Genomic DNA, 15,695 nt, shown 5'->3' on the forward strand with positions numbered 1-15,695 from the left:
ACCGCCGCCGGGGCTCAGTCGGGGCGCCGGCGCAGGGCGATCAGGCGGTCGGTGGCATGCCAGCCGGCGTGGGCGGCCAGCCCCGCCAGCAGCACCGCGGCGATCAGCCCCACGGCCTCTTTGACCTCGGTGAGCGCGAACGCGGACTGCAACACAAAGCCCAGCAGGATCTCCACTGGTCTCCCCCAGGTGCCAGGGCGCCTCAAACGATGGTCATGGGCGCGCAATATCGCCCGAGGGTATCAACACGCCCACCCCAAACTCTCCCAAAACCCCCAAATTGGACAGGCGTTCGGGATGGGGTCAGTGAACTTTTTCACCACCCCGTCCGGCGGGCCGACGCGGGGACCGCACAGGCAAGGGCGGTGCGACGCGGAGCGCCGCACCGCCGGGCCCGAAGGGCGAATCAGTGGAAGAAGTGCCGGACCCCGGTGAAGTACATGGTGATCCCGGCCTTGTCCATGGCGGCGATCACCTCCTCATCCCGCACCGAGCCACCCGGCTGGACGATCGCGCGCACCCCGGCGGCGGCCAGCACCTCCGGCCCGTCGGGGAAGGGGAAGAAGGCGTCGGAGGCGGCCACCGAGCCGGCCGCCCGGTCCCCGGCCCGCTGCACCGCAAGACGCGCCGAGTCCACCCGGTTGACCTGGCCCATGCCGACGCCGACCGTGGCGCCGCCGGAGGCCAGCAGGATGGCGTTGGACTTGACCGCGCGGCAGGCCCGCCAGGCGAACGCCAGATCCCGCAAGGTCGCCTCGTCGGCGGGCTGCCCGGTCTTCAGCGTCCAGGCGGACGGGTCGTCGCCGCCGCCCGGCACCTGGGCGTCCAGCTTGTCGACGGTCTGCAGCAGCACCCCGCCGTCCACCCGGCGGAACTCGATGCCGCCGAGCGGGCCCTGCGGGCAGCGCAGCAGCCGGATGTTCTTCTTGCGGGTGAGGATCTCCAGCGCCTCGGGGGTGAAGTCGGGGGCCACCACCACCTCGGTGAAGACCTCGGCGACCTGCGCGGCCATCGCCGCGTCCACCGGGCGGTTCACCGCGATCACGCCGCCGAATGCCGACACCGGGTCGCACTCGTGGGCCTTGCGGTGGGCCTCGGCCACATCGGCGCCGATGGCGATGCCGCACGGGTTGGCGTGCTTGATGATCGCCACGCAGGGCTCGGCGAAGTCGTAGGCCGCCCGCCGGGCCGCGTCGGCGTCCACGTAGTTGTTGTAGGACATCTCCTTGCCGTGCAGCTGCTCGGCCCCGGCCAGGCCGCCCTGCCCGTCGGTGTAGAGGGCGGCGCGCTGGTGGGGGTTCTCGCCGTAGCGCAGCACGGCCTTGCGCTCCCAGGTGCCGCCGAGGAAGTCCGGCCAGCGGGTGGACTCGGCGACCTCGTCGGGGGCGTAGCTGCCGGCGAACCAGGAGGCGACCGCCACGTCGTAGGCGGCGGTGTGCGCGAACGCCCGGGCGGCCAGGCGGCGGCGCTCGGCCAGGGTGAAGCCGCCGGCGCGCACCGCCTCCAGCACCTCCCCGTAGGCGGACGGATCGACCACCACGGCCACGTTGGCGTGGTTCTTGGCGGCGGCGCGCACCATGGACGGCCCGCCGATGTCGATCTGCTCGACGCACTCTTCGGGGCCGGCCCCGGAGGCCACGGTGTCGGCGAACGGGTACAGGTTCACCACCACCAGGTCGAACGGCTCGATGTCCAGGTCCGCCAGCTGCCGGCGGTGGTCCTCCTTACGCCGGTCGGCCAGCAGGCCGGCGTGCACCCGCGGGTGCAGGGTCTTGACCCGGCCGTCCAGGCACTCGGGGAAGCCGGTGAGGGTCTCCACCTTCACCACCGGCACCCCCGCCTCGGCGATCCGGGCCGCGGTGGACCCGGTGGAGACGATCTCCACCCCCGCCTCGTGCAGGCCCCGGGCCAGCTCTTGCAGGCCCGTCTTGTCGTACACGCTGACCAGTGCACGCTTGATCGCCACTCGACTCACGGCCGAGCTCCCCTCATTCGCATCACTCGTTGTCGGACCGTGCGGCCGAACCGGCGCCATTGCAGGTGCGGCATTTCATCGACACCCGGCGTCCCTTGGTGGTCCAGCCGTCACGACACAGCCTTCCCACCACCTCGACCAGCAGGCGGCGTTCGACCTGCTTGATCCGTTCGTGCAGGGTGTCTTCGTCGTCGTGCCAGCGGACCGGGACCGCCTCCTGGGCGATCACCGGACCGGTGTCCACGCCCTCGTCGACGAAGTGCACCGTACAACCGGTGATCTTGACCCCGTACTCCAGGGCGTCGCGCACCGCGTGCGCGCCGGGGAAGGCCGGCAGCAGCGCCGGGTGGGTGTTGATGACGCGGCCGCCGAACCGTTCCAAGAACGCCGGGCCGAGGATCTTCATGAAGCCGGCCGAGACCACCAGGTCGGGCCGGTGGGCGGCCACGGCCTCGGTCAGCGCCGCGTCCCACTCCTGGCGGCTGGGGTAGTCGGGGACCCGGACCACGAAGGTCGGCACCCCGGCCTTCTCGGCCCGCTCCAGGCCCGCGATGCCGTGCCGGTCCGCGCCCACGGCCACCACTTTCGCCCCGTAGGCTGGATCTGCGCACGCTTCGAGCAGTGCCTGTAGGTTGGTCCCCGCACCGGAGACGAGGACGACAAGCCGGGCGGACACCGTGACTCCTTAATCGGATGAGCGGCTGATTGACCCGCGAAGCGGGGCCGGATGAGCTGGACACCGGCCGCCAAAAAGCCTATCGGCCCGCCTCGGGGCGACCGGAGGCGGCACCACCAGGCGGGAGGTTCAGTGAGCATCGAGCCGGGGCAGCAGGCCCGTCCCGATCCCGAAGGGCGACCGGGCACCGGGCGGGGACCTGTGGGCCCGCAGGACATCGAACGGACCGGGCGGCGGGCGCTGTGGCTCGGCCTGGCCGCCGTGCTGTTGATGTTCATCCCGGTGTTGTCCCTGCTGTCGCCGGTGTGCGCGGTGGCGGCCCTGGTCTTCGGGGTGCGGGCGCGGAGGGCGTCCCGCCGGACGGGCAACCCGGCGCCGGGGGCGATGCCCGGCATCGTGTTCGGCGCCTTCGGCGTTGCGTTCTTCGTCCTCGGGTTCATCGGGCAGATGTATCTGCTGAATGAGATCCGCACCTACGACCAGTGCCGCCGCGCCGCCAACACCATCGAGGACGAGCGGGTGTGCAAAGAGCGGCTGGCCCGCGACATCGAAAAGAAGTTCGGCCTGGAGGAAGGCACGCTCAAGCCCGAGAACCTGCCCCTGTGACGCCGGGTCCCCGCCGCCCGCGGCCCGGCGGCAGGGGCTTTTCAGTCCTCGGGCGGTTCGTCGCGCAGGATGTAGATGGCGCCGCCGCGGGTCTCGGTGCGCAGGGCTTCGTCCCGGCGTTCGGGCCGTTTCGGTGCGGGCTCGGGCGGGGCGGTCTCGTCTTCGGGCTCTGAGGAGCCGGGCTCCTCGTCCTCCCGTCCGGCTGCGATCTCCTGGGGGAAGGGTTCGTCCAGCGGGTCGCGCGCCCGGGGCCGGTGCGCCTTGCGCGGCGCCAGGACGGGTTCGGGGTCTTCGAACTCCAGCGGGTCGGCCACGAGGGAGACCCGGCGAGCCGGGGGCGGGGGCGGTTCCTCGGGCCGGGTGGGCGCCACGGCGGGCGGGCGGTCTTCCGCCCGTTTCCCGGGGCGCGCGGCCCTGCGCCGGGCGGGTCGTCCGGCGGGTTCCGCCGCCTCGCCGGCCCGGCCGGCGAGGCGGCGCAGAATCAGCACGTTGGCCGGCCAGGCGGTGATGGCGGCGGCGGTCCCCACCTGAAGGGCGGCCATCATGCCCACCCGCCAGGGGGACGGCCCCATGACGGTGAGGCGCTCGCCGCCCATCGGGCCGCCGGAGAGGGCCGCCAGCACCGCCGTGACGCCCCCCGTCAGCACCCCGGAGACGAACCCCCAGACGGGCGCGGCCTCGTGGGCGGGGCTGGGCATGACGCGGACGGTCAGCAGCCCGCCGACCACCCCGGCGGCGAAGGGCGCCGCCATCACCAGCAGCGACAGCGCGGGGGCCGGGCCCGGCTCGGGCAGCGCCGCCAGCGGGGGGAAGGAGGGCACCACGTCCAGGAACACCCCGGTCGGTGACACGCTGGTGCCGCGTCCCACCGCGAAACCGGGGCCGATGGCGTAGGCCATGCCCCAGATCACCGCGTTGGGCAGGTAGGCCAGCTCCACCACCAGCAGCAACGCGCCGCCGACGATACCGGGGGCCAGCTCGTCGAACATCGCGACGGCCTGGGCGTGGTGCACCGCCAGGGAGGCCCCGACGAGCACCGCGCCGAAGGCGACCAGCACGCCCAGCGCCCCCAGCACCCCGGTCATCAGCGAGCGGAGGCGGGCGGGCAGCAGCCGCAGCAGCACGCCCATCCCCGAGCGGACCCGCTTGCCGCGGACGGCGCCGAAGGCGCGGGCGGCGCCCAGCCCGCCGGCCACCGCGGCCACCAGGAAGCAGGCCACCAGCGCCTGCCAGGCCGAGGGCCGCACCACGTCGGTGGCGGCCGCCAGCGCCAGCACCCCGGCCAGGGCCGCGTAGGGAACCGCCAGGGCGAGCGCCGCCTGGATCACGGCTCGCCGCGCGGAGGCGGCCCCCCGCAGGTGCACCGCTCCGCAGACCCGGGCCACCCAGCCGCCGCCGCGGTACAGCAGCGCTCCGGGCAGCACGACGAGGCCCAGCGGCAGCAGCCCCACCCGCCCGTCCGGCAGGGAGAATCCGGCATGGTGCGCCACCAGCCAGAAGTTGACGGCCGTGCGGAAGACGCCGGGCAGGCCGGGGCCGAGCGCGGTGCGGGGGGCGGCGATCCAGCCCACCAGGGTGACGGTGGTCAGCACCGCCAGTCCGACCCCGGCGCACCAGGTGGCCGCCACCAATCCGGTGACCGCCGGCGGCCGGGAGGAGGCCGGGACGGCACGGGCGGGAGCTTTGCGGGGCGTGCGTTGTCGTGGCTTTACGTCCGGCACAGGGCCATGCTGGCACCGTCTTCCCGCCGGGGAGGTCTGGTCATCCGGCGTGTCGCCCTTCGCCGGGGCCGGTCTTTTTCACATGCCGCCGTCGCACGGGCCGCCGATGGCGGGCGGCGCGTCCGGGAGCGGCGCGCCAAAGATGCACGCCGCCGGGGCGCTCGACGGAAATCCTGAAAGTCCTAAAAGGGCTATTACGGGCTTTTGTCGTGCGGCCGGTGATTTCACCGATGACGGTTCCCGCTCGCGGCCTTTAGCGTTCGCCACGTTCACCGGAATCAGCGAGGAGTCACATGGGCGACACCAAGGTCCGCATCTACGACATCATGGCCTGCGACGTGTACTGGGACTTCGAGGAATCCAATCTTCCCAGGGAGCAGCACAAGTTCCTGGTGTCGTTCTGGCCGACGGGCGACGTGCCGACCCCCCAGCTCATCGACCGGATCGTCGCCAAGGGACCCGACGGCTACCGGGTCGAGTTCGCCAACGAGCCGTTCACCAACCGCAACATCAACGGTCACATCTACGACCCGACGCTGAATTACTACTGGTACATGGTGAACCTGCCCACCGGCTTCATGCCGCCCGGCACGTACACCATCGAGGTCACCTGCAAGGACGGCACGGTACTGAGCAAGTCCCGGGTGCAGGACGATGCGCCCAGGAAAACCCTGGTGTCCGCCTACGCCCGTCACCGGGAGGACGCTTATGCGTCCTTTACCCCCTCCCGGCGCAATCCGCTGCCGGAGGGGTCACCGCTGAGCGGGGTCAAGTCCTCCTGGACCACGCTCAAGGCCCTGGCCGGTGTGGACGCCTACTACATCTACCGGATCGCCGAGGCGTCGTCCCTGAAAGAGTTCGACACCCAGCGCCTGGTGTGGTGGGACAACATCTTCATCCAGCGGGCCGGCGGCGGGGAGCTGACCGCCGGGCTCAACCGCAGCGGCGTCACCATCGGCACCGAGCTCAAACCGGACACCTCCTACGGGTACTTCGTGGAGATCACCGACGCCAACGTGCAGAGCGAGACCAACATCTGCATCTTCCAGCCGCATCAGTTCTTCACCACGCCCGCGCGCTGACCCCGTGAAACGACGAGCGGGTCGTCCCCGACCGGGGACGACCCGCCGGCGAAACGGCCGCGTCGATCAGAGGTTCTGCATGACCTCCCGCATGATGCGGGCGGTCTCGCTGGGGGTCTTGCCGACCCGGACGCCGACCTTCTCCAGGGCCTCCTTCTTGGCCTCGGCGGTGCCGGAGGAGCCGGAGACGATCGCGCCGGCGTGGCCCATGGTCTTGCCCTCGGGGGCGGTGAACCCGGCCACGTACCCCACCACCGGCTTGGTGATGTGCTGCTCGATGTAGGCGGCGGCGCGCTCCTCGGCGTCCCCGCCGATCTCACCGATCATCACGATCGCGTCGGTCTCGGGGTCGTCCTGGAAGGCCTGGAGCGCGTCGATGTGGGTGGTGCCGATGACCGGGTCGCCGCCGATGCCCACGCAGGTGGAGAAGCCGATGTCGCGCAGCTCGTACATCAGCTGGTAGGTCAGCGTGCCCGACTTGGACACCAGGCCGATCCGCCCCGGAGAGGTGATGTCGGCCGGGATGATGCCGGCGTTCGACTTGCCGGGGGAGGCGATGCCCGGGCAGTTGGGGCCGATGATGCGGGTGGCGTTGCCCTTCTCGCACGCGTACGCCCAGAAGTAGGCGGTGTCGTGCACCGGGATGCCCTCGGTGATGACCACGGCCAGCCCGATGCCGGCGTCGATGGCCTCCACCACCGCGTCCTTGGCGAACTTCGGCGGCACGAACACCACCGAGGTGTCGGCGCCGGTCTTCTCCATCGCCTCGGCGACGGTGCCGAACACCGGCAGCTCCTTGCCGTCGAAGTCGACGGTCTGGCCGGCCTTGCGGGCGTTGACGCCGCCGACCACGTTGGTGCCGGCCCGCAGCATCCGCGCGGTGTGCTTGGAGCCCTCGGAGCCGGTCATCCCCTGCACGATGACCTTGCTGTTCTCAGTGAGCCAGATAGCCATGTTCACGCACCTGCCGCGGCGAGCTGGGCGGCCCGCTTGGCCGCTTCGTCCATGGTGTCCACCCGCTCGACGCCGGGCAGCCCGGCGTCGTCGAGGATCTTGCGGCCGAGCTCGGCGTTGTTGCCGTCTAGCCGCACCACCAGCGGCCGGTCCACGCTCTCGCCCCGCTCGGCCAGCAGCTTGTAGGCCGTCACGATGCCGTTGGCGACCGCGTCGCAGGCGGTGATGCCCCCGAAGACGTTGACGAACACGCTCTTGACCGAGGGGTCCGACAACACGATCTCCAGGCCGTTGGCCATCACCTCGGCCGAGGCGCCGCCGCCGATGTCCAGGAAGTTGGCCGGCTTCTGCCCGCCGAACTCCTCGCCGGCGTAGGCCACCACGTCCAGGGTGGACATCACCAGGCCGGCGCCGTTGCCGATGACGCCGACGGTGCCGTCCAGCTTGACGTAGTTGAGGCCCTTCTCCTTGGCGCGGGCCTCCAGCGGGTCGGTGGTCTTCTCGTCGGCCAGCGCCGCGTGGTCGGGCTGGCGGAAGTCGGCGTTGTCGTCGAGGGTGACCTTGCCGTCCAGCGCCATGACCCGGCCGTCGGTGGTCAGGATCATCGGGTTGACCTCGACCAGGGTGGCGTCCTCGTCGGTGAACACCGCCCACAGCCGCTCGATCAGCTCGGCGGCGCCGTCGAGGGCCTGCTCGGGCAGCTTGCCGGCCTGGGCGATCTCGCGGGCCTTGGCCCGGTCGACCCCGGTCAGCGCCGAGATCGGGACCTTGGCGACGGCCTCGGGCTTGGTCGCGGCGACCTCCTCGATGTCCATGCCGCCCTCGGCCGAGCAGATGGACAAAAAGGAGCGGTTGGCCCGGTCGAGCAGGAAGGAGAAGTAGAACTCCTGGGCGATGGCGCTGCCGGCCTCGACCAGGACCTTGTGGACCGTGTGGCCCTTGATGTCCATGCCGAGGATCTGCTCGGCGAGTGCCTGGGCCTCATCGGCGTCGTCGGCGAGCTTCACACCGCCCGCCTTGCCCCGTCCGCCGGTCTTGACCTGGGCCTTGATGACGACCTTCTGGCTTCCGGCGGCGAAGAGCTCCTCTGCGATGGCGCGCGCTTCCTGGGGGGTGTGCGCCACCTTGCCGGTGGGCACCGGTACCCCGTACTCGGCGAAGAGTTCCTTCGCCTGATGTTCGAACAGGTCCACGAGGGTCCGTCCTTTTTGCGGATCGACAGCCTGGCTTGCGTGCTGGTCGCACGCCCCTACCGACCGCTCCGGCGATCGCCCGCACAGAGCCGCGGCATGGGTTCGATGCGGGCTGTACGCGCGGCGACCAGAGCGGTCTGCTCCGATCGAGCAGCCTATAAAACCCTGGTCCCCTGACACGAAAGCGGGTCCACTCTGTGAGGAAAGGTGACAACCCGGTGGGATGACCCTGCGAAACGGCGGGACGAGGCATGGTGAAAGCTGGTGCGCACCGGCTCCGCCCGCAGGTGACAACGGGTGGGGCGGGTGCTGAGAAGCTGATGCACGCACGGATTCCGTCGGACGAGGGTTCGGGAGCGGCGCGACGATGAGCACGAAGACCCGGCGCGGGCCGGTCCGCCCACCGGCCGCCCGCCCCGCCCGGCGCGGCGGCGCGGCGCGCCGCCGGCGGACCCGCCGCCTGGTCGCCTTCGCGATGGTCATGCTGCTCGCCGCGACCTGCGGCGCCACCCTGCCGGGCCGGCCCCGCCCCCAGTGGACCTCGCCGGGGCTGATCGGCGGCGGCGGCTGGCCGCTGGCCTACCAGCCGCTGCAGGCCGACGAGGCCGCCGGAGCCTCCTACCTGCCCGACAGCTCGGTGGTGCGGCTGGCCGACGGGCGGGTGCGGCTGATCCGGTCCGGCGGGCGGCAGCCGATCACCGTGGCGGGCGACGACCCGCGGGTGGCGGTGGCGGTGCGGGGCGACCGGCTGTGGCTGGCCGACGGGCGGATTCCCGGCGGCGACTCGGTGTACCGGGACATGGCCGTGCGGGCGCTGCTGGACCTGCGGCTGCTCACCGGCGTCGACGGCGCCGTCACGGCCTCCTGGTACCGGCACTGGCGGTATGTGTGGCCGCGGGACGCGGCGTTCGTCGCGGCGGCCTTCCAGGTGTCGGGGCACCCGGAGGAGGCCCGGCGGGTGCTGCGCTTCCTGGCCCGGGTGCAGGCCGACTCGGGGCTGTGGGCGGCCCGCTACCGGCCCGACGGCTCCCCCGTGGCCGACGGCCGCGCCCCCCAGCTCGACTCGCTGGGCTGGGTGCTGTGGGCGGGCTGGTTCGTCACCGCCGGCTCCTCGGCGCCCGGGGCGGACGAACTGTGGCCGATGGTGCGCCGGGCCGCCGACTACCTGGCCGGCTCGCTGGACGCCGCGGGGCTGCCGCCGCCGTCGCCGGACTACTTCGAACGCGACCCCGATAAGGAGGCCGACCCGCACCGTCCCACGCTGGGGGTGGCCGGCCCGGTGCTGACCGGGCTGCGCGCCGCCGCCGACCTGGCCTCCCGGATCGGCCATGCCGCCGAGGCCGGGCGCTGGCGGCGGGCCGCCCGGCGGCTGGCGGAGGCGATCGCGCAGGCGTTCGCCCCGCACGGCTACCCGCGCTCGCCGGTCGCGGGCGGGCTGATGGACACCTCCCCGACCTTCCTGGGGCCGCCGTTCGCCCCCGCCGACCCGGGCGTGGAGGCGGCGGTGCTGGAGGCGGCCCGGCGGCTGCGGCTGCCCAACGGCGGGGTGCTGCCCGGGGAGCGCTGGCGGGGCGCCAAGACCGTGGCCTGGACCCCGGAGATGGCGTTGTTCGCCCTCAACGCCGCCGCCTGCGGCCGGGTGGAGGACGCCCTGCGCAGGCTGGACTGGCTGAACGAGCACCGCACCGAGCTGGGCGCGCTGCCGGAGAAGGTCAACTCCGCCGGCCGCCCGGCCGCGGTCGCCCCACTGGGCTGGACGGCCGCGCTGGTGCTGCTCACCCTGGCGGCGCTGGAGGAGCCGCTGCCCATCCCGCCCCCGTGAGCGGCCGAACCCGGACCGCGAAGTCGGCGCCGGGCCGTAAACTCGCGGGTGATGAGCGCCACCGACACCTCGCACCCGCTGCTGGACGGTCTCAATCCCCAGCAGCGCGCCGCCGTGCTGCACACCGGCGGCCCGCTGCTGATCGTGGCGGGGGCCGGTTCGGGCAAGACCCGCGTGCTGACCCACCGCATCGCCTACCTGCTGGCCGAACGGGACGTGCACCCGGCCCAGATCCTGGCGATCACCTTCACCAACAAGGCCGCCGGGGAGATGCGCGAGCGGGTCCAGGCGCTGGTGGGCCCCCGGTCGGGGGCGATGTGGGTGATGACCTTCCACTCCGCCTGCGTGCGGATCCTGCGGCGCGAGGCCCGCCGGCTGGGCTTTCCCTCGAACTTCTCCATCTACGACGCCGCCGACGCCCAGCGGCTGATGGCGCTGGTGTGCCGGGAGCTGGACCTGGACCCCAGGCGTTACCCGCCCAAGTCCTTCTCCGCCCAGGTCAGCAACCTCAAGAACGAGCTGATCGACTATGAGGCCTTCAAGGCCCGCGCCTCCACCCACCTGGAGCAGAAGCTGGCCGAGGCCTACGAGATGTACCAGGCGCGGCTGCAGCAGGCCGGCGCGATGGACTTCGACGACCTGATCATGACGACGGTCCACCTGCTGCAGGCGTTCCCGGAGGCGGCCGAGCACTACCGGCGGCGGTTCCGGCACATCCTGGTGGACGAGTACCAGGACACCAACCACGCCCAGTACGAGCTGGTGCGCCTGCTCACCGAGAGCCCCGGGGAGGACGTCGGCCCGGCCGAGCTGTGCGTGGTGGGCGACGCCGACCAGTCGATCTACGCCTTCCGCGGCGCCACCATCCGCAACATCCTGGAGTTCGAGCGGGACTTCCCCGACGCCACCACGATCCTGCTGGAGCAGAACTACCGCTCCACCCAGACGATCCTGTCGGCGGCCAACGCGGTGATCGAGCGCAACGCCCACCGCAAGCCCAAGCGGCTGTGGTCCGACCAGGGCGAGGGCGAGAAGATCGTCGGCTATGTGGCCGACAACGAGCACGACGAGGCCGCCTTCGTGGCCGCCGAGGTCGACCGGCTCACCGACGCGGGGCTGGCCCGTCCCGGGGATGTGGCGGTCTTCTACCGCACCAACGCCCAGTCCCGGGTGTTCGAGGAGGTGTTCATCCGGGTCGGCCTGCCGTACAAGGTGGTCGGCGGGGTGCGTTTCTATGAGCGCAAGGAGGTCCGCGACCTGCTGGCCTACCTGCGGGTGCTGGCCAACCCGGCCGACACCGTCTCGCTGCGGCGCATCCTGAACGTCCCCCGGCGCGGCATCGGGGACCGGGCCGAGGCGTGCGTGGAGGCCCACGCCGCCCGCGAGCGCATCACCTTCTGGGAGGCGCTGCGCACCCCCGAGCAGGTGCCCGGCATGGCGCCCCGTTCGGCCAAGGCGGTTCGCGAGTTCGTGGCGCTGATGGACGATTTGCGCGAGCGGGCCGCCACCGCCACCCCCGCCGAGCTGATCGAGGCGGTGCTGACCGAGACCGGCTACCTGGCCGAGCTGCAGAACTCCCGCGACCCGCAGGACGAGACCCGCATCGAGAACCTGCGCGAGCTGGAGGCGGTCGCCCGCGAGTTCGAAGACCGCCTGGCCGAGCGCGCCCCCGCCGCCGAGGAGGAGGAAGAGGAGGCGCCCTCCGGCGCCGCGGGCCGCCTGGTGGACTTCCTGGAGCAGATCTCGCTGGTCGCCGACGCCGACGCCATCCCCGGCACCAAGGGCGCCCCCATCCCGCCGGGCGAGCGCGCCCCCGAGGACGAGCAGGGCGTGGTCACCTTGATGACCCTGCACACCGCCAAGGGCCTGGAGTTCCCGGTGGTCTTCCTCACCGGCATGGAGGACGGCGTCTTCCCGCACCTGCGGGCCATGAGCAACCCCCAGGAGCTGGAGGAGGAGCGCCGCCTGGCCTACGTGGGCATCACCCGGGCCCGGCAGCGGCTGTACCTGACGCGCGCCGTGATGCGCAGCGCGTGGGGCGCCCCGCAGGTCAACCCCGCCTCCCGGTTCCTGTCGGAGGTGCCCTCCTCGCTGGTGAAGTGGGAGCGCGAGGCCGCGATGCCCGCGCCCGGCTCGCTGACCGCCATGGCCGCCGCCCGTCCCGCCGCCCGCTCCGCGAGCGCCCGCGCCGTCCCCGCCCTGTCCCCCGGCGACAAGGTCACCCACGACTCCTTCGGGCTGGGCACGGTCATCTCGGTGGACGGCACCGGCGACAAGACCGCCGCCAGCATCGACTTCGGCGGCACCCACGGCGTCAAACGCCTGGTGCTGCGCTACGCCCCGCTGGAGAAGCTGTAGTGTCCGGCGGCTGAACCGCCTACCGTAAAGGGCGGTTCACCAGCGGAGGCGGCATGCAGTACACCATCGACCTGACGGCGACCTCCAGCGCACCGCCCGAGGTGCTGTTCGCGCACGTGGCCGTGGCCGAGGCCTGGCCGGTGTGGAGCGGGCTGCCCGGCCGGGCGCGGCGGATCCGCCCGGGAGTGGGCACCGGCGACGGGGTCGGGGCGGTGCGGCAGATGGGGCCCGCCCGCGAGGAGGCCGTGCTCTACGAGCCGCCCACGCGGTACGCCTACCGCATGCTGGCCGGGCTGCCGGTGGACGGCTACCGCGCCGACGTCACCTTCCGGGCCCGTCCCGAGGGCGGCACCGCGGTGCGCTGGCAGGCCTGCTTCACCCGGCGGATCCCGGGCACCGGCGCCCTCATGAAAGCGGTGCTGACCCGCCTGCTGAGCCGGGCCGCCGAGGGCCTGGCCCGCCACGCCGAGCACTGCCCGCCCTCCTGCCCCGCCCGCCGCCCGCGGTGAGGGGCGGCCCGGCCCGCCAGGGGTGACGGGCATCGCCCGCCCCGATAGGCCAGTGGAGAATTTCCACACCTGGGGGCGAAACCGGGAAATGTTACTCTTCCGCCGTGGAAAACGGCGATGTATTGACGGCGTTCCAGGCGGAGTCCGAGCGGTTCTCCCAGGTCCTGGAGGAGCTGACCGAGCAGGACTGGCAGCGGCCGACGGCCTGTACGCCGTGGCTGGTGCGGGATCTGGCGGGGCACGTCCTGCTGGCGGTCGGCCGGACGGCGGCGATGCTGGAGGGCCCGTCACCGGAACGCGCCGAGGTGTCGGCGGTGGAGTACTACCGGCCGGACGAGCGGTTCTCCCCGCAGGAGAACGCCTCCCGGGTCGCGCAGGCACAAGAGCAGGCCGCCGAGCACAAAAGCGGGGCCGCGCTGGCTGAGGAATTCGCCCGCACCTGGCGGGAGATCCACCGGCTGTGCCTGGCCGAGCCCGCCGGGCGGGTGGTGGTGACCCGGCACGGCGACGCCATGCTGCTGTCGGAGTTCCTGCTCACCCGCGTCGTCGAGGTGGCCGTGCACGGCTTCGACCTGGCCGCCGCGCTGGAACGGGAGCCCTGGCTGACGCCCGAGGCCGGTCAGGCGCTGGAGACGCTGATGCTGGACCCCCAGGAGGTGCCCCGCGTCCGGCGGCTGGGCTGGGACCAGACGACCTTCCTGCGCAAGGCCACCGGCCGTCTCCCGCTCACCCAGCCGGAGCAGGACACCGTGCGCGAGCTGGGAATCCGCTGGCTGACCCTGGGCTGAAGGCGCGTCCTTTCACACCAGGCGGCGGGCGGCGGCCCAGCGCGACAGCTCGTGCCGGTTGGACAGCTGCAGCTTGCGCAGCACGCTGGAGACGTGGGTCTCCACGGTCTTGACGGAGATGAACAGCTCCTTGGCGATCTCCTTGTAGGCATAGCCGCGGGCGATCAGCCGCAGCACCTCGCGTTCGCGCTGGGTGAGCTGGTCGAGCTCGGGGTCGATGGGGGGCGCGGCGGTGGCGGCGAAGGCGTCCAGCACGAAACCGGCCAGGCGGGGCGAGAAGACCGCATCGCCCTCGGCGACCCGGCCGATGGCGTCGGTCAGCTCCGGCCCGGAAATGGTCTTGGTGACATAGCCGCGGGCGCCGCCGCGCACCACCCCGATGACGTCCTCGGCGGCGTCGGAGACCGACAGGGCCAGAAAACGGGACCGGACCTTGCCGTGCAGGCGGCGCAGCACCTCGATGCCGCCGCCGCCCGGCAGGTGCACATCCAGCAGCACCACGTCGGGTTCGGTGGCGGTGATGACGGCGATCGCCTCATCGACGTCCCCGGCCTCGCCGACGACCTCGACGCCGTCGCCGAGCTCGGCCTTGACCCCGCTGCGGAACATCTGGTGGTCGTCCACCAGCACCACGGTCGTTGCCATCGGTCTCACTTCCGTTCGGCGGCGCGCCATGGGGGGCGCCCGCTCACCTTGTCATCTCCAAACGGACCTCGGTGCCCTCCCCGGGGGCGGTGCGGACGGTGGCCTTGCCGCCGTTGCGCTCCATGCGCCCGATGATGGAGCCTCGCACGCCCATCCTGTCGTCCGGGACGGCGTCCAGGTTGAAGCCCTTGCCCCGGTCCCGCACGAAGATGGCCACGTTCTCGCCCTCGACCTCGGCGTAGACCGACACCGACGGGGCGCCGGAGTACTTGGCGGCGTTGACCATGGCCTCGCGGGCGGCCTGCAGGGCGGCGTTCAGCCGGGCGTTCAGCGGGCAGTCGCCGACGCAGACCACCTCGATGGGCACGCCGTGGGCGTCCTCCACCTCCCCGGCGATCTCCCGCACGGCCGCCGCGAGCGTCCGGTCCGGGTCGCCTTGCGGCTGGTAGAGCCAGTTGCGCAGGGTGCGTTCCTGGGAGCGGGCCAGGCGCTGCACCTCGCGGGGGTCGTGGGCGTTGCGCTGGATCAGCGTCAGGGTGTGCAGCACCGAGTCGTGGATGTGGGCGGCCAGTTCGGCGCGCTCCTGGGAGCGGATGCGCTCGCGGCGCTCGGCGTCCAGCTCCTGCCAGAGCCGCACCAGCCAGGGGGTGGCGATCAGCGCCAGCCCGCAGGCGAGCACGGCGGTGGCGATCAGCACCTCGCGGACCTGGGCGGCCGGCACGTTCTGCGCCAGAAAGCCGCCGATGCCGGCGATGACCAGGGCCAGGCCGACCAGGCTGCGCAGCCACATGCGGCGCAGCGGCACGGTGGTGGTGCGCAGCCAGCGCTGCCGCTGGTCGCGGTCGGCCTGCTGCCACAAGGTGGCCGCCCCGATCCCGCCGGCCAGCAGCGGCCACAGCGCCGCCTGGGCCAGCCCGGCCCCCCAGGTGATGGCGCACAGGCCGGTGATCAGCGTCCCGTAGGCCGCCAGCTGGGCCCAGTCGCGGGAGCTGATGCGGATCGGCCGGGCGTCGTCGCGTTCGGGGACCAGCAGCCAAAGCGCCACATAGGCGGCCACGCCCAGCCCGCCGGCGACGGTCAGCAACGCAAAGGCCAGCCGCACGAAGAGGACGTCCAGGCCGAGATGGTCGGCCAGGCCGCGGCAGACACCGGCCATCAGCCGGCCGTCACGGGCCCGTTCCATCCGGGGGCCGGCCTGGGTGTCCTCGCCGCTGCCTGGGTCGGCCATCGCCGTGGTCGCGCCTCCTTCCGCGGTGGTGGGGCCTTCCCGCACATGTGGACGCGGAAAGGTCCGGCGGGCGCCGCACCGATCGTCACACGAAACGCAAGCGGGCGCATCGGGCGCCTCCCCCGGGTTTCCCGGTTC

The 15,695-nt window shown here is 72.6% G+C and carries 14 protein-coding genes; 6 read left to right on the plus strand and 8 right to left on the minus strand.

What is annotated here, in order from left to right; genetic code table 11:
* Positions 1 to 14: 14 nt before the first annotated feature.
* From BUE48_RS20970 to purN, 3 genes are all read right to left on the minus strand, one after another.
* Positions 15 to 176: a hypothetical protein gene (locus tag BUE48_RS20970; protein WP_012854524.1), complete on the minus strand. Its 162-nt coding sequence runs from the start codon at positions 174 to 176 to the stop codon at positions 15 to 17.
* A gap of 230 nt (positions 177 to 406) precedes the next feature.
* Complete coding sequence (gene purH, locus BUE48_RS20975) at positions 407 to 1,975, minus strand: bifunctional phosphoribosylaminoimidazolecarboxamide formyltransferase/IMP cyclohydrolase (protein WP_012854525.1); 1,569 nt, start codon at positions 1,973 to 1,975, stop codon at positions 407 to 409.
* Between the two features lie 22 nt (positions 1,976 to 1,997).
* The gene (purN, locus tag BUE48_RS20980) at positions 1,998 to 2,651 is read right to left on the minus strand and encodes a phosphoribosylglycinamide formyltransferase (protein ID WP_012854526.1); all 654 of its coding nucleotides are present in this window, start codon (positions 2,649 to 2,651) and stop codon (positions 1,998 to 2,000) included.
* Positions 2,652 to 2,783: 132 nt separating this feature from the next.
* Here purN and BUE48_RS20985 point away from each other — a divergent pair, with 132 nt between their 5' ends.
* The gene (locus BUE48_RS20985; protein WP_012854527.1) at positions 2,784 to 3,257 is read left to right on the plus strand and encodes a DUF4190 domain-containing protein; all 474 of its coding nucleotides are present in this window, start codon (positions 2,784 to 2,786) and stop codon (positions 3,255 to 3,257) included.
* A gap of 41 nt (positions 3,258 to 3,298) precedes the next feature.
* Here the strand turns inward: BUE48_RS20985 and BUE48_RS20990 are convergent, their stop codons facing one another.
* A complete protein-coding gene (locus BUE48_RS20990; protein WP_174315334.1) occupies positions 3,299 to 4,978 on the minus strand; it encodes a cell division protein PerM in 1,680 nt (559 codons plus the stop codon).
* A gap of 293 nt (positions 4,979 to 5,271) precedes the next feature.
* Here BUE48_RS20990 and BUE48_RS20995 point away from each other — a divergent pair, with 293 nt between their 5' ends.
* On the plus strand, positions 5,272 to 6,060 hold the full coding sequence (locus BUE48_RS20995) for a hypothetical protein (RefSeq protein WP_286990796.1): 789 nt from the start codon (positions 5,272 to 5,274) through the stop codon (positions 6,058 to 6,060).
* A 66-nt stretch (positions 6,061 to 6,126) separates the two neighbouring features.
* On the opposite strand, the gene sucD is transcribed toward BUE48_RS20995, so the two are convergent.
* Positions 6,127 to 7,014, minus strand: coding sequence for a succinate--CoA ligase subunit alpha (sucD, locus tag BUE48_RS21000; RefSeq protein ID WP_012854530.1), 888 nt, complete (start codon positions 7,012 to 7,014; stop codon positions 6,127 to 6,129).
* A gap of 2 nt (positions 7,015 to 7,016) precedes the next feature.
* Positions 7,017 to 8,207 (minus strand): ADP-forming succinate--CoA ligase subunit beta, encoded by a 1,191-nt coding sequence (gene sucC, locus BUE48_RS21005; RefSeq protein WP_012854531.1) that lies wholly within the window; start codon positions 8,205 to 8,207, stop codon positions 7,017 to 7,019.
* Positions 8,208 to 8,574: 367 nt separating this feature from the next.
* Between sucC and BUE48_RS21010 the strand changes: the two genes are divergently transcribed.
* The 4 genes from BUE48_RS21010 to BUE48_RS21025 all read left to right on the plus strand — a co-directional run bounded on the left by BUE48_RS21010 (position 8,575) and on the right by BUE48_RS21025 (position 13,684).
* On the plus strand, positions 8,575 to 10,029 hold the full coding sequence (locus tag BUE48_RS21010) for a glycoside hydrolase family 15 protein (protein ID WP_012854532.1): 1,455 nt from the start codon (positions 8,575 to 8,577) through the stop codon (positions 10,027 to 10,029).
* 51 nt (positions 10,030 to 10,080) lie between these two features.
* The gene (gene pcrA / locus BUE48_RS21015) at positions 10,081 to 12,387 is read left to right on the plus strand and encodes a DNA helicase PcrA (RefSeq protein ID WP_286990797.1); all 2,307 of its coding nucleotides are present in this window, start codon (positions 10,081 to 10,083) and stop codon (positions 12,385 to 12,387) included.
* A gap of 53 nt (positions 12,388 to 12,440) precedes the next feature.
* Positions 12,441 to 12,896: an SRPBCC family protein gene (locus tag BUE48_RS21020; protein ID WP_286990798.1), complete on the plus strand. Its 456-nt coding sequence runs from the start codon at positions 12,441 to 12,443 to the stop codon at positions 12,894 to 12,896.
* 104 nt (positions 12,897 to 13,000) lie between these two features.
* Positions 13,001 to 13,684, plus strand: coding sequence for a maleylpyruvate isomerase family mycothiol-dependent enzyme (locus BUE48_RS21025; protein WP_286990799.1), 684 nt, complete (start codon positions 13,001 to 13,003; stop codon positions 13,682 to 13,684).
* A gap of 12 nt (positions 13,685 to 13,696) precedes the next feature.
* Here BUE48_RS21025 and BUE48_RS21030 read toward each other — a convergent pair whose 3' ends face one another.
* Together BUE48_RS21030 and BUE48_RS21035 are read right to left on the minus strand one after the other, a co-directional pair.
* On the minus strand, positions 13,697 to 14,329 hold the full coding sequence (locus BUE48_RS21030) for a LuxR C-terminal-related transcriptional regulator (protein ID WP_012854536.1): 633 nt from the start codon (positions 14,327 to 14,329) through the stop codon (positions 13,697 to 13,699).
* A gap of 43 nt (positions 14,330 to 14,372) precedes the next feature.
* Complete coding sequence (locus BUE48_RS21035; RefSeq protein ID WP_286990800.1) at positions 14,373 to 15,557, minus strand: ATP-binding protein; 1,185 nt, start codon at positions 15,555 to 15,557, stop codon at positions 14,373 to 14,375.
* Between the last annotated feature and the right edge of the window lie 138 nt (positions 15,558 to 15,695).

The organism is Thermomonospora sp. CIF 1 (assembly GCF_001896795.1).
Taxonomy (GTDB): Bacteria; Actinomycetota; Actinomycetes; order Streptosporangiales; family Streptosporangiaceae; genus Thermomonospora; species Thermomonospora curvata.

What these genes read in the sequence shown, in the direction of transcription:
- BUE48_RS21010 (WP_012854532.1), top strand. Translation starts at nt 8,575, where the DNA reads ATGAGCACGAAGACCCGGCGCGGGCCGGTCCGCCCACCGGCCGCCCGC.
- pcrA (WP_286990797.1), top strand. Translation starts at nt 10,081, where the DNA reads ATGAGCGCCACCGACACCTCGCACCCGCTGCTGGACGGTCTCAATCCC.
- BUE48_RS21020 (WP_286990798.1), top strand. Translation starts at nt 12,441, where the DNA reads ATGCAGTACACCATCGACCTGACGGCGACCTCCAGCGCACCGCCCGAG.
- BUE48_RS20995 (WP_286990796.1), top strand. Translation starts at nt 5,272, where the DNA reads ATGGGCGACACCAAGGTCCGCATCTACGACATCATGGCCTGCGACGTG.
- BUE48_RS21035 (WP_286990800.1), bottom strand. Translation starts at nt 15,557, where the DNA reads ATGGCCGACCCAGGCAGCGGCGAGGACACCCAGGCCGGCCCCCGGATG.
- sucD (WP_012854530.1), bottom strand. Translation starts at nt 7,014, where the DNA reads ATGGCTATCTGGCTCACTGAGAACAGCAAGGTCATCGTGCAGGGGATG.
- BUE48_RS21030 (WP_012854536.1), bottom strand. Translation starts at nt 14,329, where the DNA reads ATGGCAACGACCGTGGTGCTGGTGGACGACCACCAGATGTTCCGCAGC.